Consider the following 22,231-nt stretch of genomic DNA (forward strand, 5'->3'; position numbering starts at 1 on the left):
ATTTTTTTTCAATTCATTTAGTCCAGAATCTTTAACTATCTTAGCTTTAAAGTCCCGTATAAATTCAAATAAATATTCCTGTGAATCTCATAGTTGATTTTGGTAATACTTCCATTAAAGCTGCAATTTTTGATGGAAAGAATCTTGTTCGAACATATTCTGACATTTCACCTCAAAATCTCAAAATGTTAAACGATGAAAATAATCTGGAGCATGTAATAGTTAGTAGTGTCACAAAAAGTGAACAGGAAATAAAAGAAGTCTTAGAACGTGACCTAATATATCTATCAAGCTCTTTACCCCTCCCCTTTCAAATAAACTATAAAACGCCACAAACCCTGGGGTTAGACAGAATTGCCGGTGTAGCCGGTGTACAAGAGTTATTTCCTAATGAGAATGCTTTGGTTATAGACATGGGAACCTGCATAACCTATGATTTTATAGATGCTAACTCTGTATATCACGGTGGTGGTATTTCACCAGGTATGAAAATGAGATTCAAGGCCTTGCATAATTTTACAGCCAAACTACCGTTGATAGAACCTGAAGAAGACGTTGAGCTCACCGGGCAATCTACCAAAGAGTCTATTTTAAGTGGTATAATATACGGCATTTCGGCCGAAATAGACGGAATTATTCGGATGTATAGTGACAAATGTGCACATTTGCGGATTATAATTTGCGGTGGTGACGCCAAATTCTTTGAAAACAAGCTTAAAGCAGGCATATTTGCAGCCCCTGAATTAGTACTCATGGGCTTAAACAGGATATTACTTTACAATGCATAGATTAAAATCAGGAATTTTATTCACAGCTATCATCTGTGTTTTCTCATCTGTAGCGTGGGGGCAGGCATCAAAATCACCCATAACATCTAAAGGTATAGGCGATGTTTATAATATGGGACTCATTCACAATAAGGGGATGGCTGACATAGGAATTAGTAATGGTAGTTATTGGTATTTAAATAACCTTAACCCTGCCTTACTTCCGTATAACTCCCTCACTATCTTCACTGCGGGTATGGCCGGCGAACAGAGAACTGTTAGCAATGGCATTGCTTCTGAAACCAATAGCGGTGGTAATCTTGAATTTCTTGTACTTGCTCTTCCTATGAAGCCTGGTAAATGGACATCATCTATTGGCCTTATGCCTTACTCTAATGTAGACTATGAATTTAGCTACTCAGGAACTGTAGCTGGTAATGACACATTAAATGCTACTATCACTGAAAGAGGATCTGGAGGGTACAATCAGGTTTTCTTTTCTAATGGTGTGGCTATAAACAAAAGCTTTAGTGTAGGTTTAAGAGCTGCTTACATTTTTAGTAGCATCGAAAAAGAATCATTGGCCAGCATTGACAATATTGGGCCCGGAGTAAGCTTCACTCCAAACTTTCTTAATCGTGTAAGTGTTTCTGATTTCATGTTCGGAGCAGGTGTCGCTTACAGAAAAGATTCCATATTCAATAATAGAATTCGCTTGAACATAGGACTTACCTATGATTTCAAAGGAGATTTGAATGCAAAAAAATATGTAGCCAGAGAACAAACTGTAAGCGGAGTTCCTGTTACTTCAGATACGCTTGACAGCCAGAGAGGAAGTATTGTTATCCCTCATTCTTTTGGCGCTGGGATCTCATTTACAAATGGCTATAAATGGACCGTAGGTGCAGATGTAAAAATGCAGCAATGGTCTGACTATAAGAGCTTTGAAGGTGGAAACGATAATTTAGCCAATTCTTTCAAAGTAGGGTTAGGAGGAGAATATACTCCAGACTACTCATCAGTAAATAGTTACCTAAAAAGAGTGACTTACAGACTAGGTGTTAGTTATGAAGATACACCTTATGTAATTGGTCAGGATTTGACGAACGGCAAGCAACTTAAAGATTTTGGCATTAATTTTGGCTGGTCATTACCAGTGGGCCGTTTGTCTAGTTTAGATTTCGCCTTCAAGGTAGGTAAAAGAGGCAGTGTATCAGATAATAGCATTGAAGAAGATTACTACCAGGTGCATTTAGGCTTTAACTTCAATGACCAATGGTTTGTTAAAAGAAAGTATGATTAAGTAATAATTTTAAAAATGATGAAAAGTAAGATAATGAAGCGCATCTTTTTATTAGCGGCTATTTGTTTTCAAACGTATCTTGTTCAGGCGCAGTGTGAAGGCTGGAATTGGCCAGAAGATAAAGCTACGGCAGAAGAGAAAAACGTTCTTTATACAGATGCATTAAGAAATGACAATTTTAAAGGAGCTAGAAAACCACACGCATGGTTATTACAGAATGCTCCTAAATTAAATACCTCTATTTATATCAATGGAGAAAAAATATACAAAGGTTTAGTAGAAGCTACTCCTGAAGGTGATGCTCAAGATGTGTTAATCGATTCTTTAATGATCATCTATGATCTAAGAATGACTAACTGTGGTGAAGAAGCTGATGTAACTGCAAGAAAGGCTTACTCATTCTACAGATATAACATCAAGAAAAAAGATAAGCTGGAAGAAGTAATGACTCTTTTCGACAAGGCTTATGAGCTTAACGGAAACGATATTCCATATTACATGCACGTACCTTATATGAGTGCTGTTGTTTACAACAAAAAGTACTTAGATAATCTTAACGACATGCAAATCTTGGAGCGTTATGACAAAATCATGGAAGTGGTTGATTACCAAATTAGTCAAGGAGGAAAGTACAAAGACAAGCTTGAAGATTACAAAGGTAAAATCGACGGTCTTTTAGTTAGCATTATTGATGTTGATTGTGATTTCGTAAGAAAAAATCTAGCTCCTAAATTCGAGGCTAACCCAACTGACCTTAAATTAGCTAAGAAAATATTCGCTTTCATGCTTAACGGTAAGTGTACTGACGATCCTTTATGGTTACAAGCTGGTATGGTTATTCAGGAAAAAGAGCCAAACTTTGGTCTAGCTAAAAACTTAGGTATCAAGTTTAAAGATTCTGACAAAGCTAAAGCTGAGAAGTACTTCAACATGGCTTTAACTTTAACTGAAGATCCTGCTGATAAAGCTGATATGTATATCCAGTTAGGTTCAATTAAAGGTGGCGGAGCTGCTATGGAAATGTATCAAAAAGCATTATCTGTAGATCCTAATAATAAAGATGCATATAATGCCATGGGTTATGCTATCTACCAAAGCTTTAACAGCTGCAAGCAAGAGAAAGACCCTGTGGTTGATAGAGGAGTATTCTTATTAGCTTATGACTTCTTCTCTCAGGCTGGAAACTCAAAAATGATGCAGTCTACAAAAGAGCAGTTCCCATCTACTGAAGAGATCTTTACTTTCAACCACAAGAAAGGAGAGTCTTTATCTGTAGGATGTTGGGGCAGATCTACTACAATTAGAAGTAGAGACTAACATTTATAAATGACATTCATTCACAAGGCCATGAATTTCTTTTTCATGGCCTCTGTTTTTATATAGCCATGAAGATAAAACTGTACTTAGCCCTTTTACTAGCAGCAGGTTTACTTTTTGCCTGCGGTGACAGTGAAAAAAGTGCCGAACAACTGAAGCCCTACGAAGGCCCTATGCAGGAAGCTGAAGACCTGGAGCTATTTTACAGCGAATCTGCCACCTTGAAAGTAAAGCTTATCACAGATAAGCTACTTGAATACGCCAGTGGAAATCGTGAGTTTCCAGAGGGCATGTATATGGAGTTTTATGATGAAAATGGCGTGCTCACCTCCACATTCAAGGCTAACGAAGCAGTTTATTATAAAGAAGAGAATAAGTGGAGAGGCCGTGGCGATGTGCAATTAAAAAATATTGAGAACAAACAAGAGCTGGACACCGAAGAATTATTCTGGAAGCCTGATGAAGAAAAGATGTTTACTGATAAATTTGTAACTATTAAACTTCCAGACCAAACCGTGTATGGTACTGGCCTGGATGCTAAGCAAGACTTCTCAGACTATACCATATTAAAGCCTGAGGGCGTATTTTCAGTAGATAACAATGAATAAACTAGCACCTGTTTTAATTTTTTCCGCATGCGTTGCCTTATTTATTATTGGCATACATCAGGTAATGACTGTAGGATTTATGGGCGCATATTGGATTTTTATGTTATGTTTAAGTCTTTTATTTTTATATAAACTTCTAAAAGACAAGAACAGTAAAGATAAGACCTCTAAATAATCCATGGACGTTGCCATTTTTGTACCCATTGCCTTAACCCTTTTATTCTCCGCATTCTTCTCAGGAATAGAAATAGCCTTTGTTTCTGCGGATCGCCTGCACATAGAGCTGCAAGGCAAAAAAGGTTATAGAACCGGCAAGATACTTAACAAGTTTGTTAACAACTCCAGCCGTTTTATTGGCACCACACTTATCGGAAATACCATAGCTCTGGTAATCTACGGTATTTTCATGGCCAAACTTTTAGATCCGATCATACTTAATTTGCTTTCTGGCTACTTCTTTTATAATGAAATAACAGCATTGGTTTTACAGACCATTGCTTCTACGCTTATTGTGTTGCTCACAGCAGAGTTCCTGCCCAAGAGTATATTCATGATTAACCCCAACTGGCTATTATCTATTTTTGCCTTCCCCATGTATGCCATTTATTGGGTTATGGGGCCAATTGTTTGGGCTATTGTATCCTTATCAAAATTTATTTTCACGGGAATACTCGGTCTTGAATACTCGGAAGACCGCCCTACCTTCAGACTTACAGACCTCGATAATTATATTAAAAACACCATTCTTTCTGATGAAGAAACGAATGTAGAGGTAGACACCAAGATATTTAATAACGCCCTGGAGTTTAAAACTATCAGGGTGCGTGAATGTATGATCCCACGTACAGAGATCATAGCCATAGACATTGAAGATGAGATTGAAGACTTAAAATCTGCCTTCATAGAAAGTGGCCATTCAAAAATTCTGGTTTATGAAGATTCTATTGATAATGTAATTGGTTCATGCCATTCATTAGAATTATTTAAAAAACCTAAAAACATTAGAGATATCCTTACACCAATTCTCATTGTACCTGAAACCATGCTGGCTAATGAATTAATGATTCAGTTTATTAGTGAAAGAAAGAGCCTGGCCCTTGTGGTAGACGAATTTGGAGGTACCTCAGGCATAGTGAGTATAGAGGATATTATAGAAGAAATATTTGGGGAAATACAGGACGAACATGATGACGAAGACTGGGTAGAACAGATGCTAGATGAGCATAACTACCTTTTAAGCGCCAGACATGAGATTGATTACCTCAACGATAAATATAACTGGAATCTACCAACAGGTGACTATGAAACAGTGGGAGGACTGATATTATCTATAACAGAAGATCTCCCTCAGCCTGGTGATAGTGTATCCGTACCACCATTCAACTTTTCCATACAATCTACCAATGACATACGAATTGAGATCGTAAAACTTACATTGGATATTAAACATACTGAAAATAAATAATATGGGGCGAAAAACGTAGTTTGATTTTAGTTGGATACTATGTAAATTTGCGCCTCTTTAAAATGAACGTATTATACAGAAATGGCATTAATCAACACGCTGAGAAACAAAATGGGCAAAGTTGTAGTAGGGTTCATCGCTCTAGCTATACTTGCATTTATCCTTGCTGATGTTTTTAGCAAAAACTCACGATTCTTTGGAAATAGCTCTCAAATAGGTGAAATAGCCGGTGAGAACATTGACCTTAAAGAATTTCAGAACCTCGTTCAACAACGTGAAGCTGAATACAGCATCCAGTATAACAGACAGCCTACTGAAAGAGACAGACCTCTTTTAAGAAACCAGGCTTGGCAGCTTCTTATCAACAAGTATGCTTTCAACAAGCAATACGATGAAGTTGGCTCTGAGGTTACTAGTGATGAGATCTGGGATATGATCCAAGGTGAGAATCAAGACGCTCAGGTTAAAAACTTCTTCACTAACCCACAAACAGGTGAGTTTGATAGACAATTGTTCTTAAACTTCTATCAAAACTTAGATCAGCAGCCGCCGATGTACCAAAACTACTGGGCCATCATTAAAAAGAACCTAAGACCGGGTAGAGAAAGAGTAAAATACGAAAACCTTATCATTAAGGCTGACTATATTACTGACGCCGAGGCTGAAATGGAATACCATGCTCAGAACGATGTGGCTGAAGTAAAATATTTATATGTTCCTTTTTATGCCGTAAGTGATTCTTCAGTTTCTGTTTCTGACAGCGATCTTAAAGACTATTACAATAAAAACAAAGAGAAATATAAGTCAGAGCACACCAAGAGCTTAAAGTATGTAGCTTTCCCTATTGTGCCATCTGCAGAAGATACTGCTTTTGTTAAAGATGAGTTAATGACTCTTAAATCTGAATTCAAAGCAAGTAAGAATGACTCTATCTTCGCTGGAACTACCACTGACGGACAGACTTTCTTTGGATCTTACCACTCTGGTATACTGCCTAAAGAACTTCAGGCTAACGAAGGAAACTTAACAGAAGGCGATGTAAGAGGTCCATATATCACTCCAAACGGATATGTACTTTACAAAGTATCTTCTATCTATGATGACACCGTATCTTACGCTAAGGCTAGCCACATCTTAATTAAAGGAGATGATGATGAAGCTAAGCAAAAAGCTCAGAACTTATTAAACGAACTTAAGGGTGGAGCTAATTTCGCTCAGCTAGCTAGAGAAAATAGTGAAGATGGTAGCGCAAGCAGAGGTGGAGACCTTGGCTGGTTCCAAACTGGTAAAATGGTTCCTGAATTCGAAGATGCAGTTTTCTCTGCTACTGAACCAGGCTTAGTAAACCGTCTTATCAAAACTACTTACGGATACCACATTATTGATGTAACTGAAGCTAAGACTAACAAAGCATATAAAATAGCAAGAATTGACAGAAGCGTACTTGCTAGTGATGACACTAGAAATGTGGCCTTCAGTAAAGCGGATATTTTCGCTACTAACGTAGATGACCTTGACTCATTCGAATCTACAGCTAAAAATGATTCTTTAGCGGTTATGCCTGCTAATCAATTAGCCCCGAATGACAGCCGTATCGGTGCGTTAGGTGATGCAAGAGAAATAGTGCAGTGGTTATTCAGAGATGCTTCTACAGGAACAGTTTCTCAAGTATTTGAGCTTGAAGATGACTACGTAGTAGCTGTAATGACTGGCGAAGTAGAAGAAGGATATAAAGATGTTTCTGATATCAAAACTGAGCTTACTGCAGCCGTTAAAAAAGAGAAAAAAGGAGAGCAAATCATTAGCAAGCTTAAAGGCTTAAGCGGTAGCCTTGACGAAATGGCTTCTGCTTATGGTGCTGATGCTAACGTTTACACTTCAAGCGATCTTAAACTAAATGTTAACTCTTTACCTAACGTTGGTTTTGATCCTGTAGCTGTAGGTAAAGCGTTCTCTTTAGAAAATGGCGAAACTACTGCTCCATTTGCTTCTGAGAATGGTGTTTTAGTAATCAAAATGGAAAGCAAGACAGTGGCTCCAGAAATTGCTGATTACTCGTCTTACAAAAACCAATTGCAACAAAGCACTCAAAACAGAACTGCTTTCAACATTGGTGAAGCCATTAAAGATGATGCTGACATAGAAGACAATAGATATAAATTCTATTAATCGTTCATAATATTAAAGAATTGAAAGCGGGGACATTATCCCCGCTTTTCTTATTTTAGAGCTAAGGTAATTTCACCATGAAAGATGATTCAATACAATCGTTCAAAGAAAAATTAGACAAGGAGTACGAGTGGCCTGCCATATACATGTTTAAGTTTATAGCTCCAAAGGCCAAGATAGATGAGTTGAGAGCCCTGTTTGCTCATCACGACCTTAAAGAAAAAGAATCCAGCAATGGAAACTACATCAGCATCACCGCTGAGCTTATGATGCCCTCTAGTGACAGTATTATTGATTACTACATAAAGGCAAATAAAATAGAAGGGATAATTGCCCTTTAAACATACCTTATCATTACCTGTTATTTTTAAGTATTGAAGCACAGAATATTTCTCATAGGTATAATAGTAATCGCTGCCTGCCAAAGTAAGGAGACCAAGAAAACTGAAACGGTAGTTGTTACTCAAGATTCAGTTAAAAATGAGCAGCAAGGCTCTGACTTTAACATGGAGTCTTTTCAAAATATGGTGAACTCCTATGAGTCACCGGATAGAGGCGAATGGCAAAACCCACAGTTGGTTTTAGATAAATTTGGTAATCTATCAGGTAAGACAGTAGCAGATATTGGAGCGGGAACTGGCTATTTTTCTTTTAAAATGGCCGAGCTCAATGCTTCTGTAATTGCCATAGATATTGATGACCGATTTCTGAACTATATCGATGATAGAAAATCTGAATTAGATAATAGCTTGGGTGAACGAATTCAAACCAGACTTTCGAAAGAAGAGGATCCGCTATTAAAAAAGGGGGAAGTAAATGGCGCACTTATGGTGAACACCTATTATTTCATTAGTAACAGAGTGAGTTATTTGAAGAAAATCCTTGAAGGCTTAAAACCTCAGGGTGCCCTGGTTCTAGTGGATTATAAAAAAGGTGAAATGCCGGTGGGGCCGCAAGAGACCAACAAGATTGATGAAAACACTGCTATTGATGAATTGAAAGAAGCTGGGTTTGATCCAATTGAATTAGATGAGAGTAGCCTTCAATACCAGTATATTATTACAGCAACCAAACCATAATATTATGTGGAAAGAAGAAGATAACAAGCTAAAGAAAACCTTTGAGTTTGAGGATTTTGTGACAGCTTTTGGATTCATGTCAAAAGTGGCCATAGTGGCAGAGAAAATGAATCACCACCCAAACTGGTCTAATGTGTATAATACTGTTAGCTTTGAGCTAAATACGCATGACGCCGGAGATAAAGTGACTGAAAAAGATCATAAACTGGCCAGCGAAATAGATAAACTAGCATAAAAAATAGTGGAGGAAAGTAGCACTCAACTTTATTTAGTACCTACACCTATCGGTAATCTTGATGATTTTACATTTAGGGCAGTTAAAATTTTAAATGCTGTAGATGTAATACTGGCTGAAGACACCCGAACTAGTGGTAAGCTTTTAAAGCATTATGATATATCAAAGCCGCTACAGAGCTACCATATATTTAATGAACATAAAACTGTAGACAAACTGGTAGAGCGTCTGGAAAATGGAGAAACCATGGCGCTGGTTACAGATGCTGGCACACCTAGCATATCTGATCCGGGCTTTCTTCTAGTGAGAGAGTGCTTAAAGGCCGGCATCAAACTAGAATGTTTACCTGGTGCTACGGCATTTGTGCCCGCCCTGGTAAAATCTGGCCTTCCTTCAGATAAGTTTGTATTTGAAGGATTCTTACCTCACAAAAAAGGAAGAAAAACCAGGCTGGAATTTCTAGCTACGGAAGACAGGACCATTATTTTATATGAGTCTCCACACCGATTACTCAAAACCATAGACCAACTAACCGAACATCTAGGGGCAGACCGCCAGGCATCAGTATCCAGAGAGCTCACCAAGCTCCACGAAGAAACCGTGAATGGAAGCCTCGAAGAAATTAAAGTTCATTTTTCACAAAAGCCTGTTAAAGGTGAAATTGTAATTATAGTCGATGGAAAATCCTAAGGTTAGAATCTGGATATTAGCCCCTCTTTCTTTATCTCTGCTGATCATCAGCCAACTTGCGAATAACTTAGCATTTTTATCTCTGCTAAGCATTGCTCCACTTTTCGCCATTTTCAGTGAATTTAAAGAGAGCAATAATGCCCCATGGGGAAGCTACCTGACGATAATCTTAATATTGATTATAGGCTTCGGCTGCTGGGCATTCTCATTTGCCAAAGCGGATATTGTTACTTTTGCGTATGGAGCCGGTTATGGCGCTGTAGCCTCATTAGCCTTTTTAATTTTTATTTTCACGAATAAATACGCCAAGAATAGGCTGGGTCTTTTTACCGTCATTATTTATTGGCTGGCTCTGGAATACCTTCTGTTACAGATTAATCCGCAGTTTTCTCAGTTTTTCTTAGGCTCTATTTTCAAACACGATACTTACCTCATTTCATGGGACTTATATACTGGTCTTCAGGGAGTTACTGTTTGGATATTATTAGTAAACCTCCTCTTCTACTTTGCCTTATTTAAAGGTTTGGCCATATTTAATGTACAAATTCGTTGGCTTAGCATTATCTATACATTGATAATCATAGTGATTCCCTTTTCATTAAATATATCATCAGAAGCCATAGTTCCAGAAGATCTTATTAGCGGCACGGCACAAGCTAAGCAACTAGCAGGCAATGGAGAATATTTAGGGAAGACCGCAGCATGGGTAAGTGTATTAATGATTTTATACAGCTTCGTAAAAAGAAAAACCAAAGATGACTGATTTAAGCACACTTTTAGAGCCTACCAAAACTTTAGTAAAGCAAGTAGGTGCGTTCATAAGAAAAGAAAGTGAAGACTTCAAACTAGCTGATATTGAGCACAAAGGCTTTAATGATCTGGTGTCTTATGTGGATAAGGAGGCTGAGAAAAAATTGGTTGCTGGCTGTAAGGAAATTCTTCCAAGTGCAGGTTTTATTACTGAAGAAGGCACCGAAACTGAAAGACAAGATGAATTTAACTGGATTATAGATCCGCTTGACGGCACCACCAACTTCACCCACGGCCTGCCAATTTATGCGATTAGCTTAGCGCTCATGCGGCACGACAAAATTGTTATGGGCATCGTTTATGAGATTAATAAAGACGAGTGTTTCTATTCGGTAAAAGGAGAAAAGGCCTTTTGTAATGAAAAGGAGATAAACGTATCCCCCATAAATCACCTAAACGACAGCCTTCTGGCCACCGGCTTCCCCTATTATGACTTTGACTATATGAATAAATATCTCAAAATATTAAATGAGCTCATGCAAACTACTCATGGCTTAAGAAGAATGGGCAGTGCAGCGGTAGACTTAGCTTATGTAGCCTGTGGCAGATTCGAAGGTTTCTTTGAATATAATCTCAATGCATGGGATGTAGCCGCCGGAGCATTTTTGGTGCAGCAAGCAGGAGGAAAAGTAAGTGATTTTAAAGGAGATGATGATTACATTTTTGGCAGAGAAATCTGTGCAGGGGGAACCACTCACGAATCTTTGTTAAAAGTAATTCGTAAACATTGGGAGGCGAAGAACTAATATTTTATTAAGACAGTTTTACTCACATGGTGCAACAAATTATCATAGGTCTATTATTCTTAGGCGCTCTTATTTACCTGGGAAACTTGTTATATAAACATTTCAAAGGAGACGCCGGATGTTCTAAAGGTTGCGGTTGTGATTCTCCAGTGCATCAAATGCAAAAATCCAGAGGGAATTCTAATTAAACGAACTAGTATTTAGCTATTGTTAAAACAAAAAGCCGCTCTAAATCTAATTAGAACGGCTTTAAGATATACTAAACTAAAAGTTAATCCTGGCTACCAAACACCTTCTGCAGAATAGCCGTAACTCTTGCGATAGGATCTTCGCGTATCGCTTTTTCCTCTTCAGAAACCTTTAAGAACAAGCCATCTAATGCCTTACTGGTAGCATGCTCTGCCAAGCTGTTAGATGTAATTTTATCCATATGTTTATTGGGGTTGAGAATATTGATAGTATTATAAACTGTAACCCCATCATTATAAGTGTTGATCAATTTTGTATATAATTCTTCGGTAGAAAGATTCACACCATTGATTAAATCTTTTTCCAATACCGGGCTGATGATACCACTAAAATTAGTGAGCAAGCGGCTATAGGTTTTACCTTTCAAATAGACCGTAGCAGCAGAATCACTACCTGTAAGAATGGTGAACCCATCAGTAATGGTCATGGTGGTGATGGCATCTTTGAAAATAGTTTTGGTAGAGTCTAAAGCTGCAGACTCTTCAGCAGCACGGTTAATACTTTCAATAGTTTGATCTATAAATGGTTGTATCACACTTGTTATGCCTAACTCATCCATATTATCTAGAATAGGCTGAGCCTCTTCAGGCAATAAAATTTTTACAGCCTCATCCTTTAAATATCCATTAGTAGCACCTAAAATAGAAGTTGAGGTGTCAGTGCCTACTACAAGGGCTTCCTTTAGGCCTTCTACAATTTCCGCTTCGGTTAAATTGGTGTTTAGGGCATCCTCCAATTCTTCACAAGAAGACATATAGAACATCAAACCAATAGACAAACTCAAAAAAGTTAATTTCTTTATCATATTAAAAAATTTAAAAAGTCTGATAGGCGGAAAACAAATACCGTACCTACCATTAAAATACTAGTTTCAAGAGGTGGGTAACCTACTATAAGAGAATTGAATTTCTGATATTGGGATTACTAAGCCCAAACCTTAGATCCTTCAGTGCAATTTCTGCACATTTCGATCTTGCTGCGAGATTGGATCAGATTTTTACGGAATGTATCATAGGGCCTACTAAACCATACATCTTGGAAAGATGCTTTGCCCAAACTTCCCATCTGGTGGTCAGCATCTTTATCGAAGCAGCAAGGCACCACTTTACCGTCCCAGGTAATGACCGCGCTATGCCACATCTTCCAGCAGTGATCTAAAAACTTATTTTTAATGGAGAAAGTGCCATCACCATTTTTTCTATATCTGGAATATTTATCGATCGTGGGAATTAGATCTGAGCCATTTTCATAGTCATAAATCTGAGCTGTTTTAAAACCCACTTCATCCACACCAAGATCAGTGGCCATTTGTTTTACTTCCTCAATTTGGTGCTCATTAGGCTTTACAACCAAAAATTGAAAAATAACATGAGGGGTCCTAGACTTCAACTCCTTCTTCCAACGGATTATATTCTTTGTTCCTTCAATCACTTTATCCAACCTACCTCCTACTCTATACGATTCATAAGTCTCTTGGGTAGTGCCATCAATTGAAATAATGAGACGATCCAGACCTGACTCCACGGTTTTTCTGGCCACCTCGTCCGTAAGGTAATGTGCGTTAGTAGATGTAGCTGTATAAATTTTCCTATCCGAAGCATATTTCACCAGGTCAAGAAAACCCTTATGCAAAAAAGGCTCACCCTGAAAGTAGAACAACAGATACATCAAGGTTCCGCTAAGCTCATCTATCACATTTGTGAAAAGCTCATTTTGGAGCATTCCTGTGGGTCTGGTAAATGATCGTAAACCACTCGGGCATTCGGGGCATCTTAGGTTACAAGAGGTGGTGGGTTCTATAGATATGCTAATAGGTAAGCCCCTCATTTTTGTTCTCCCAAACCACCTTGATGAAATATAACTGCCAACTATACGGCTAGCATTCCAAGCTCGCTTGAGTGTGAGCTTGGAAATGAAGTTAAGGCCGTCTGTAAGGTTTGAGTTCACCCCCTAAAGGTAAACACACAATCTTACTTTTTAATAAACCGCTGTTTTTTATCACCAGTGTCTACCAGATAAAGTCCACTAGGCAATTCAGTTACATCTAGAACTAACTGCGATCCTTGCAAATTATAGTTTACATGCATATCCTGACCAGTAAGATTATATACTTTAGCCGATGATGCTCTTGGCACGTATAATTTTGACTCTGTCGGATTGGGGTATAATGAATTTATCATCAGGTTATTGCTTATCGACGTAACTACCGTGGTACTGGCAACAACACTAGCATAATTTGTAGAGTAATTAATAATTGAATTCTGAGGTGCATTTAGATTATACTCAACAGCATACACATAATATTCCGTTTCTGGCATTAAATCCTCCACTTGTACCTCAGACTCATTACCTGCGTTAATCACAAAGGCATGATCTGCTAGCTCCGATCCTTCTCCGAAGGCACTGGCCCCATCATAAAACTGAGAATCAGTCAATGCTAAATCAGTTAACTCTTCCCCTTCACTGACAATCAAAACTCTACCAGCATAATCCACCTCATTCATAGTTACTTTAAAGGAGTATGGCGTAATGTCACTAACTTCCAATGTAGTCTGTAGACTTGAAGGTTCTATCACTGAGTTATTGAGTTGGTAGTATAAGCTGCCTCCTGAACTACATGTAACTAAATCAGTTTTCCCATCCTCATTAATATCTATAAAAGACATACCTGCTTCAGAGTTCAATGATAGAACTGATCCAGGTAATAACTCATATTGATCATTACTTAACTTAGAATAAATAAGATAGTTATATTCATAATTTCTTAAAATCACCTCCTCCTCTCCATCCATATCCAAGTCTAGATATTCGATATTCAAATTATTATTAGTGGCTTGAAAATCAATCATATAATCTACTTCCAATAAAGACTCCGTTGAACCAGTATTTTTCATGAACACTAGCTTAGCATCTGGATAATTTAAGGGATCAATTGCCGCTATAATTAAATCACTCTTATCATCTTTGTTATAATCAGCTCCTTTAATTTTTACAATTTCTAAACCTTCAAGCTCCATTTGGAAAATGTCACTATCATCATCGCCAAACCAAACACTAAAAGTACCCGATGTAAATCGGTAGGTTATTATATCTTGTTTATCATCAGAATCTAAATCAGAAACAATCAAATTGGCCAATCCCCCAGACAGCAACTCAGAATTTGGTTCATTAAAAAATTCATTTACATCCTCATTCAAAGGGTCTATCCAGAATAGTTTATTTCCACCTTTTTTTACGAAAGCAAGATATTCACGCCCCTCTTGGATGATAACTTTGGGCTCAGAGGCCGATCTCACCACATTTTTAAATAGCTTGGGCTCACTAAAGTCTCCGTTTTCAAGCAATGTCACATACCATATCTCCTGTAAATCACTACGTTCCAACTGATAGAAAATATCCATGTTGCCATCACTATTTAAGTCATATAAAAAGCCTTGAGTTACACCAAATTGGATCTCAACAAATGACGTACTATCAATCTCAAAATAATCACTAGCCCAGTCAACTCTTATCTGGCCATTTCTGGTAATATCAATATAATCAACTCCACCATTGTTATCTAAATCAATAGTTTTAAAAACCATCGGAATTGGCAAAAACACATGAGTTTTAGAATTCAGAACCTCAAAATCGTTGTCCAAATAATAAAAATTCGCCTCTGTAATTCCATTAGCAATAAGATCAAGATGAGAGTCATTATTAATGTCTATCACATCAATAGGATAAAAAGAAACCAGTTGTTTCTCCTCTACCAGCCATTCTTGTAACTGAAATGAACCATCACCATTTCCTTGAAAATAAACAATTTGGTTTAGGCTGTAAGCTAAAACATCAAGGTTTCCATCTCCATTCAAATCTGTGCATGAAGCATCTGTTAACTGTGATAAGTAGGATGGCACCAACGGTGCTTCATGAAATATGTCTTCTGTTTCGTCATAATACATAGCATTAATACCACTGGCAAAGTAGCTATAAAATATGATCTCTTTGAGTCCATCATTATTAACATCGCCCACATTAATTCTAGCCGTAGCTATTGGCACATTCCCCAATCTTCTGAAGGAACCATCTAAATTTTGTAAATCAGTTATTAACTTTCCATTATCCAGTGCTACCAAATCTAAGAGACCATCATCATTTATATCAGAAATCAAAAAATCCATTATACCAGGTAGCTCATAATCCATTACTACTACCGAATCCTCAACGCTGGCATTACTATAATCTGAGATCAACTTAATCTTGCCCTCTTCCTCAAAGATCAAGTCAATAGCCTCATCATTATTGAAATCCAACAGCTGCACATTGAATTTATACATCGAACTTCTGAAGAAAGATTCTTTCAGGTTATATGTATTTTCATTTCGATAATATGTATGAAGAGAATCACTCGTAACTAGAACTAAATCCTCAATGCCATCATCATTAAAATCTACCAATTCTGGAATATCAATTACATTAGAAGTGGTGGAAAGAATTTGCTCTCCTTCTTTAAAATTGATTCCATCAATATTCTCCTTCAAGTATAACCTTTCATCTATGGTATATAGAATGTCTAGATAATTATCATCGTTAAAATCTACATAAACGTACGTGTTGACTCTTCCTAAATAACTAAGGGTATCACTGCTGTCAAAGCTAACTTGCGCACTTATATTAAATGACGCAATAAATAAAATAATAAAAGATAGTATTAGTTTTTTCATATTAAAAAATTTCAGATTGCAATATAATGCTTAACAATTAAGTGCCATATATATTTATATAAATCCTTAATTAATTTTTGGGCTTGATATGCCTATCTTAAAGGCATGAAAAAATTATTGCTGCTATTTCTTCTACTTCCTTTTATTAGCTACTCTCAGCAAATGACCTTATCTCCTACCGCGGAGATTAGAATCCTCACTTGTGGTCCTTTTCAGGGTGAATTGTATTCTGCGTTTGGTCACAGTGCCATAAGAGTTACGGATCCCATGCGAGGATATGATGTAGTTTATAACTATGGCATTTTTGATTTTAACCAGCCCAACTTCTACCTCAACTTTGCCAGAGGATATTTAAATTATAAGCTGGCGGCACAGTCTTACCGTGATTTCAAATATGGTTATGTTTATTATAACCGATACATCCACGAGCAGATACTTAATCTGACTCAGGCTCAAAAGCAGCAGCTATTTGATTTCCTACAATGGAATATGCAGCCTGAAAATCAGTATTACTACTATGATTATTTCTATAACAACTGCGCTACAAAAATAAGAGATGCGCTAAAAACGACCTTTAAAGAGGACCTTCAGTTCGATGGTTCATATATTGAGACGGATTACACCATAAGAGATCTTACACACATTTATTTGGAACAACAGCCGTGGGGCGAGCTTGGAATTGATATAGGCCTAGGCTTGCCTATGGACGTGAAAGCCACGCCGGAAATGTATATGTTTCTGCCTGATTATATAGAATCTGGGTTTAACCACGCCACCATTCTGCATAATGGACATCCGGAACCATTGGTGAAAAATACGGAAGTCACTTATGAGTCTCAACCAGAAGAGGACCAAAGCAGCTCCATTACCCCATTAATAACATTCAGCTTATTATTGGTCATTGGTATTATTATTTCATTCATGGGGTATAGAAAGGATAAAGGTTACTTCGGATTTGACGTTGTCTTATTTTCAATCCTCGGCCTGGTAGGCTGGGTTCTTTTTTTACTTTGGGTAGCTACTGACCATCATGCAGCGGCGAAGAATTTCAACCTTCTTTGGGCTATCCCGCTACATTTTCCTGTGGTTTTCTTTTTATTGAAAAAACATATTCCTGACTGGATCAGAATTTACTTTCAGGCCACATGTCTCATTAGCTTAATTTTAATAGTGATGTGGGCATTTTTACCGCAGGATATTCACTATTCCTTAGTTCCTTTGGCTATATTAATTCTGGTAAGGTCATATTATATTCAAAGGTACTTGTCTTATGAAAGAGATCCGGACTGAAATAAACATTAAAGCATCCGCTGAAAAAATCTGGTCTATTTTAATGGACTTTGATCAGTATCCTGAATGGAATCCATTCATTCTCAGCATTATTGGAAAACCAAAAGTGAGAGAAAGGCTAAAAGTCACAGTTCAAGCAGCTGGTTCAAAGCCAATGGTTTTTAAACCTCAGGTTACTTTATTTCATAGATATGTGCAGTTTGGCTGGTTGGGCAGCCTGTTTATAAGAGGCATTTTTGATGGGCATCATATTTTTGAATTGAAGAAAATTTCAGAGAATGAAACACTCTTTATTCATAGGGAAGAGTTCAGTGGAATTCTAGTCCCATTTTTAAAAAAGCAATTGGATAACGATACCAGAGCAGGATTTGTAGCTATGAACGAGAAACTAAAAACACTGGCAGAAAAATGAACCGGATAGACCGTTTGGCGGCCATCTTAATACAGCTACAAAGTAAGAAAGTAGTAAAAGCTCAAATGATTGCAGACCGCTTCGAAATTAGTCTGCGAACAGTGTATAGAGACATAAGAGCACTGGAAGAAGCGGGTGTACCCATTGGCGCGGAAGCCGGCGTGGGCTACTTTCTTATGGAAGGCTATAACCTGCCTCCCGTATCCTTTACCAAGGAAGAAGCTGGTGCTATATTAATAGCCTCCAAACTGGCCGAAAGACATGCCGACAGTTCTATTCAGGAGCACTTTGAAAATGCTCTTTTTAAAATAAAAGCTGTATTAAAAGTGCAGGAGAAAGAGTATTTAGATAGTTTGGAGAAAAACATTCAGGTACTCACCCCTCCCAATGCCCCCGCCAAGAGCAACATGTTCCCTGATCATTTCCTTTCTGATATTCAGATGGCCCTCGCTCAGAATAAAATTATCAGTTTTGAATATTTCTCTACCTATAGCCAGGATTATACCCGCAGAGATGTAGAGCCTGTAAATCTATGCTTCTACAGTAACCACTGGCATCTGATAGGCTACTGCCGAATGCGTAATGATATGCGGGATTTTCGAACTGACAGAATTACCAAATTACAGGTAAAAGAAGAGGAGTATTTACCCAGGGAGAGCTCTAGCTATCAGGACTATGTTAACAGCCTAATTCTGGGTTCTGATCTAAAAAAAGTAATAGTAAGAACAAGCAAAAGAACTGCAGCCCTCCTCGGCGAACAAAAATATTTCTTAGGCTACATAGAAGAAAATGAATGTGATAATGGAGAAACAGAAATCACATTTATGACTTCCCACCTGGATTACTTTTGTAGATGGCTATTGTCATTTGGCACCATGGTGCTGGACATTAAACCACAAGAGGTAAAAGACCATTTAGGCAAAATAGCTAGAGAGGTTTTTGAGCATTACAACTCCTAGCTATATGCTTTTAATCATAATGATACCTACAAGCATAAATTAGCAATTCACCATCATTAACCTGATATACCAATCTATGCTCCTGATCTATTCTTCTGGACCAGAAACCAGCAAGATCATATTTTAAAGGTTCAGGCTTACCAATTCCCTCAAAGGGCTCTCTCTGTATACCTTTAATCAACGCATTGATCTTTTTGATCATCTTTTTATCTACCTGCTGCCAATAGAGATAGTCCTCCCAGGCATTTTCCGTAAAGGTAATTATCATCCTAACTCATCCAACTTGGGGCTAACAGTTTTACCCGACTTCATTTGTTGAATGGATTCATAAAGTCTATCCGAGTTTTTCCTGGAACTTAACAGATGCAGGGTTTCCATGATAGAATTGTATTCATCCAAAGAGATTACCACACTTCCTTTCCCACTTTTCCTTTTAATAATTAAAGTCTGATTATCGTCTTCTACCTGATCTAAAAACTTTTTTAGGCCAGTTCTAAATTCTGAAAAATTTGCAGCTATCATAATTTAATTAACATTATTATGTACTAATATACGTACTTAATTAGGAATAAGTTCTCAAATGATTTACTTGTCAATCCTATACATATAAAATTTTTCCGATCCTTTATTTGGAAACATTGTAAACGCTACTTACGTTTGTAGCATCAATTCGATGAACTCATCTGAGAGAATCGATTTATAAAGAAGCGTGGAGAGACAGGCTCGTCGAAGCGCTAGCAACCTGGTCACCAATCCAAGGTGCTACTTCCTGATCCCAAGAATGTTCGTCAAGTGTACGGATACGGGAGAATATAAATTGATGCAATGAAAAGATCAATCCAACATCAAACAGGGCTGTTAGCCACTTTCCAGCGATCAATACAGGCGCTAACCTCAACTATTTTATCTGATTTTCACGCCAACGGCATGTGCTGTTGTTGCTGTTGCTAGTACTTTTCCCATAAAGTACTCAACACAGATTAGCTGATCTTTCAGCCAAGAAAGCTTACGTCCAAAATTAAAATGACCATAGCTATCAAAATCAGATAAAATAAATCCAATAAACAAAAATACTACTCAAAATGTCTCAAGAACTGAATTTCGAAACCCTACAGCTACACGCTGGCTATGAAGATGTTGAAGCATCAACCAGATCAAGAGCTGTGCCTCTTTACCAAACTACTTCTTATACTTTCAAGGATTCTGAGCATGGCGCTAATCTTTTCGCACTAAAAGAATTTGGCAACATCTATACACGTATAATGAACCCTACCACCGATGTGTTTGAAAAACGCATCGCGGCATTGGAAGGTGGAGTAGCCGCATTAGGCGTAGGTAGTGGACAAGCAGCCCAATTCATAGCCCTGAATAACTTCCTACAGGCCGGCGACAGCTTTGTAGCATCTCCTTTCTTGTATGGAGGAACTTACAATCAATTTAAAGTAGCTTTCAAAAGAATCGGCATCAATGTAAAGTTTGCCAAAAGCGATAAAGCTGAAGATTTTGAAGCATTAATAGATGAAAATACTAAAGCCATATATCTGGAAACTATCGGAAACCCTGGTTTCAATATTCCAGATTTAGATGCTATCGCAGCAGTGGCCAAAAAGCATGACATTCCTTTAGTAGTTGATAATACTTTTGGAGCTGGCGGATATTTATTCAGACCTATCGAACACGGTGCTGCCGTAGTCGTGGCCTCAGCCACCAAATGGATCGGCGGACATGGAACCTCTATCGGTGGAGTAATTATTGACAGTGGAAATTACAACTGGGGCAATGGCAAATTTCCTCAGTTTACTGAGCCTTCAGAAGGATATCACGGACTGAATTTCTGGGATACTTTTGGAGAAAACAACCCGTTAGGCCTGCCAAATATTGCTTTTGCAATCAGAGCAAGAGTGGAAGGTTTAAGAGACTTCGGTCCTGCATTGAGCCCATTCAATTCTTTCCAACTGATTCAGGGAATAGAAACTCTTTCTTTGAGAGTACAAAGAACAGTGGAAAATGCATTAGAACTGGCCAAATGGCTGGAGCAGCATGAAAATGTAGCTAAAGTAAATTACCCAGGGCTGGAAAGCAGCAAGTATCATGACCTGGCTAAAAAATATTTAAAAAGAGGTTTTGGAGGTGTACTTTCTTTTGAGCTGAAAGGAGGTAAAGAGCAAGCCACCAAATTTGTAGATAGCCTAAAGCTGATCAGTCATTTGGCCAACGTAGGAGACGCCAAAACATTGATCATTCAGCCGTCAGCTACTACCCACCAGCAGCTTAGTGATGAGGAACAGCTGGCTTCAGGAGTATTACCAAATCTTTTGAGGCTATCAGCAGGGATAGAACATATTGAAGATTTAAAAGCAGATTTAGACAATGCCTTCAACGCAGTTTATTGACGAACAAGACATAAAGACGCCAAATTTGAATACCTATACGTATGATCAAGAGTTCAGCCTGGAGTGTGGAGAAACACTCCCTGGGCTTGAGATCAGTTACACTACTTACGGAAAGCTTTCTCCTGCAAAGGATAACGTGATTTGGATATTTCACGCACTCACTGCCAATGCTGACCCCATGGAATGGTGGCCTGGCCTGGTGGGTAAAGGTGATTTTATTGATCCGGATAAATATTTCATTGTATGTGCTAACATTCTTGGCTCATGCTATGGCACTTCCGGTCCGGCAAGTATTGATCCTGCTACGGGTAAAATATATGGCTTCGACTTTCCACTGGTTACAGTGAAAGATATGGTTGAGAGTCATAAACTGCTAAAAACGCATCTAGGCATAGAGAAAATATATTTTGGAATAGGTGGATCCATGGGCGGACAGCAGCTTTTAGAGTGGTCTTGCTCAGAGCCGGATTTATTTGAGAACATCTGCGTTATCGCTACTAATGCCAGGCACTCGGCTTGGGGCATTGGCTTTAACACAGCTCAAAGAATGGCGATCGAAGCCGATCCTACTTACAAAGACAAAACTCCTGATGCTGGCAAAAAAGGACTACAGGCCGCACGTGCAGTAGCCATGTTATCCTACAGAAATCAAACTACCTACAGAAAAACACAGACTGATTTTGATGATCGGGTAGATGATTTTAAAGCAGCCAGCTATCAGTACTACCAGGGACAGAAGTTAAGTGACAGATTTTCAACGGCTTCCTACTGGTATTTAAGTAAAGCTATGGACAGCCATAATATTGGAAGAGGAAAAAAATCAGTACCGCATGCCCTAAAAGCTATCACAGCCAGAACACTAGTGGTAGGCATTCAATCTGACCTTCTTTTTCCGGCGGCAGAGCAAAAGTTTATAGCCAAAAACATTAAAGATGCTCAGTTTATAATCATTGATTCATTTTATGGCCACGATGGCTTTCTCATTGAAACTGAGGCATTAACAAAAGAGATTAAGAATTTTTTGAAATAAATA

The 22,231-nt window shown here is 38.0% G+C and carries 23 protein-coding genes and 1 riboswitch; of the genes, 18 read left to right on the plus strand and 5 right to left on the minus strand.

Features of this window, described 5'->3' with window-relative positions; translation table 11 throughout:
- The first annotated feature begins 80 nt into the window (after positions 1-80).
- From LVD16_RS01365 to LVD16_RS27940, 13 genes are all read left to right on the plus strand, one after another.
- Positions 81-788 carry a type III pantothenate kinase gene (locus tag LVD16_RS01365; protein ID WP_233771790.1) on the plus strand — a complete coding sequence of 236 codons (708 nt, stop codon included), beginning with the start codon at positions 81-83 and terminating at the stop codon, positions 786-788.
- Positions 781-2,070 (plus strand): BamG family beta-barrel-assembly machinery protein, encoded by a 1,290-nt coding sequence (gene bamG, locus LVD16_RS01370; RefSeq protein ID WP_233771791.1) that lies wholly within the window; start codon positions 781-783, stop codon positions 2,068-2,070. The genes LVD16_RS01365 and bamG overlap by 8 nt, the downstream gene beginning before the upstream one ends.
- Positions 2,071-2,103: 33 nt before the next feature.
- Positions 2,104-3,387 carry a hypothetical protein gene (locus tag LVD16_RS01375; RefSeq protein ID WP_233771792.1) on the plus strand — a complete coding sequence of 428 codons (1,284 nt, stop codon included), beginning with the start codon at positions 2,104-2,106 and terminating at the stop codon, positions 3,385-3,387.
- A 68-nt stretch (positions 3,388-3,455) separates the two neighbouring features.
- Positions 3,456-3,995: an LPS export ABC transporter periplasmic protein LptC gene (lptC, locus tag LVD16_RS01380; protein WP_233771793.1), complete on the plus strand. Its 540-nt coding sequence runs from the start codon at positions 3,456-3,458 to the stop codon at positions 3,993-3,995.
- Between the two features lie 178 nt (positions 3,996-4,173).
- On the plus strand, positions 4,174-5,460 hold the full coding sequence (locus tag LVD16_RS01385; protein WP_233771794.1) for a hemolysin family protein: 1,287 nt from the start codon (positions 4,174-4,176) through the stop codon (positions 5,458-5,460).
- Positions 5,461-5,541: 81 nt separating this feature from the next.
- Positions 5,542-7,629, plus strand: a complete 2,088-nt coding sequence (locus LVD16_RS01390) for a peptidylprolyl isomerase (protein WP_233771795.1) — start codon at positions 5,542-5,544, stop codon at positions 7,627-7,629.
- A 77-nt stretch (positions 7,630-7,706) separates the two neighbouring features.
- Positions 7,707-7,970, plus strand: coding sequence for a DUF493 family protein (locus tag LVD16_RS01395; RefSeq protein WP_233771796.1), 264 nt, complete (start codon positions 7,707-7,709; stop codon positions 7,968-7,970).
- Between the two features lie 33 nt (positions 7,971-8,003).
- On the plus strand, positions 8,004-8,708 hold the full coding sequence (locus LVD16_RS01400) for a class I SAM-dependent methyltransferase (protein ID WP_233771797.1): 705 nt from the start codon (positions 8,004-8,006) through the stop codon (positions 8,706-8,708).
- A gap of 4 nt (positions 8,709-8,712) precedes the next feature.
- On the plus strand, positions 8,713-8,943 hold the full coding sequence (locus LVD16_RS01405; protein WP_233771798.1) for a 4a-hydroxytetrahydrobiopterin dehydratase: 231 nt from the start codon (positions 8,713-8,715) through the stop codon (positions 8,941-8,943).
- 6 nt (positions 8,944-8,949) lie between these two features.
- Complete coding sequence (rsmI, locus tag LVD16_RS01410; protein ID WP_233771799.1) at positions 8,950-9,633, plus strand: 16S rRNA (cytidine(1402)-2'-O)-methyltransferase; 684 nt, start codon at positions 8,950-8,952, stop codon at positions 9,631-9,633.
- On the plus strand, positions 9,620-10,396 hold the full coding sequence (locus tag LVD16_RS01415) for a hypothetical protein (protein ID WP_233771800.1): 777 nt from the start codon (positions 9,620-9,622) through the stop codon (positions 10,394-10,396). The genes rsmI and LVD16_RS01415 overlap by 14 nt, the downstream gene beginning before the upstream one ends.
- Positions 10,389-11,189 (plus strand): inositol monophosphatase family protein, encoded by an 801-nt coding sequence (locus tag LVD16_RS01420; RefSeq protein ID WP_233771801.1) that lies wholly within the window; start codon positions 10,389-10,391, stop codon positions 11,187-11,189. Before LVD16_RS01415 ends, LVD16_RS01420 begins: the two co-directional genes overlap by 8 nt.
- 26 nt (positions 11,190-11,215) lie before the next feature.
- Entirely contained in the window at positions 11,216-11,377 is a 162-nt protein-coding gene (locus tag LVD16_RS27940; protein WP_502795515.1) for a FeoB-associated Cys-rich membrane protein, read from the plus strand.
- 83 nt (positions 11,378-11,460) lie between these two features.
- Here the strand turns inward: LVD16_RS27940 and LVD16_RS01425 are convergent, their stop codons facing one another.
- The 3 genes from LVD16_RS01425 to LVD16_RS01435 form a co-directional block, all read right to left on the minus strand.
- Positions 11,461-12,243 carry a DUF4197 domain-containing protein gene (locus LVD16_RS01425; protein ID WP_233771802.1) on the minus strand — a complete coding sequence of 261 codons (783 nt, stop codon included), beginning with the start codon at positions 12,241-12,243 and terminating at the stop codon, positions 11,461-11,463.
- A gap of 119 nt (positions 12,244-12,362) precedes the next feature.
- A complete protein-coding gene (locus LVD16_RS01430; RefSeq protein ID WP_233771803.1) occupies positions 12,363-13,385 on the minus strand; it encodes a radical SAM/SPASM domain-containing protein in 1,023 nt (340 codons plus the stop codon).
- A gap of 23 nt (positions 13,386-13,408) precedes the next feature.
- Positions 13,409-16,144, minus strand: a complete 2,736-nt coding sequence (locus LVD16_RS01435) for a T9SS type A sorting domain-containing protein (protein WP_233771804.1) — start codon at positions 16,142-16,144, stop codon at positions 13,409-13,411.
- A gap of 105 nt (positions 16,145-16,249) precedes the next feature.
- Here LVD16_RS01435 and LVD16_RS01440 point away from each other — a divergent pair, with 105 nt between their 5' ends.
- From LVD16_RS01440 to LVD16_RS01450, 3 genes are read left to right on the plus strand one after another with little or no spacing between them, the layout of a single operon-like run.
- Entirely contained in the window at positions 16,250-17,434 is a 1,185-nt protein-coding gene (locus LVD16_RS01440) for a lipoprotein N-acyltransferase Lnb domain-containing protein (protein WP_233771805.1), read from the plus strand.
- Positions 17,415-17,846, plus strand: a complete 432-nt coding sequence (locus LVD16_RS01445; RefSeq protein WP_233771806.1) for an SRPBCC domain-containing protein — start codon at positions 17,415-17,417, stop codon at positions 17,844-17,846. The genes LVD16_RS01440 and LVD16_RS01445 overlap by 20 nt, the downstream gene beginning before the upstream one ends.
- The gene (locus LVD16_RS01450) at positions 17,843-18,805 is read left to right on the plus strand and encodes a helix-turn-helix transcriptional regulator (protein WP_233771807.1); all 963 of its coding nucleotides are present in this window, start codon (positions 17,843-17,845) and stop codon (positions 18,803-18,805) included. The genes LVD16_RS01445 and LVD16_RS01450 overlap by 4 nt, the downstream gene beginning before the upstream one ends.
- A 10-nt stretch (positions 18,806-18,815) precedes the next feature.
- Here LVD16_RS01450 and LVD16_RS01455 read toward each other — a convergent pair whose 3' ends face one another.
- Both LVD16_RS01455 and LVD16_RS01460 read right to left on the minus strand, forming a co-directional pair.
- The gene (locus LVD16_RS01455) at positions 18,816-19,073 is read right to left on the minus strand and encodes a Txe/YoeB family addiction module toxin (RefSeq protein WP_233771808.1); all 258 of its coding nucleotides are present in this window, start codon (positions 19,071-19,073) and stop codon (positions 18,816-18,818) included.
- Positions 19,070-19,327, minus strand: a complete 258-nt coding sequence (locus LVD16_RS01460; RefSeq protein WP_233771809.1) for a type II toxin-antitoxin system Phd/YefM family antitoxin — start codon at positions 19,325-19,327, stop codon at positions 19,070-19,072. Before LVD16_RS01460 ends, LVD16_RS01455 begins: the two co-directional genes overlap by 4 nt.
- A 172-nt stretch (positions 19,328-19,499) precedes the next feature.
- Positions 19,500-19,624: riboswitch (SAM riboswitch) on the plus strand.
- A gap of 263 nt (positions 19,625-19,887) precedes the next feature.
- Here LVD16_RS01460 and LVD16_RS01465 point away from each other — a divergent pair.
- Together LVD16_RS01465 and metX are read left to right on the plus strand one after the other, a co-directional pair.
- Positions 19,888-21,198, plus strand: a complete 1,311-nt coding sequence (locus tag LVD16_RS01465; protein WP_233771810.1) for an O-acetylhomoserine aminocarboxypropyltransferase/cysteine synthase family protein — start codon at positions 19,888-19,890, stop codon at positions 21,196-21,198.
- On the plus strand, positions 21,176-22,228 hold the full coding sequence (gene metX, locus LVD16_RS01470) for a homoserine O-acetyltransferase MetX (RefSeq protein ID WP_233771811.1): 1,053 nt from the start codon (positions 21,176-21,178) through the stop codon (positions 22,226-22,228). Before LVD16_RS01465 ends, metX begins: the two co-directional genes overlap by 23 nt.
- The last annotated feature ends 3 nt before the right edge of the window (positions 22,229-22,231 follow it).

The sequence above is a fragment of the Fulvivirga ligni genome, assembly GCF_021389935.1.
Classification (GTDB): domain Bacteria; phylum Bacteroidota; class Bacteroidia; order Cytophagales; family Cyclobacteriaceae; genus Fulvivirga; species Fulvivirga ligni.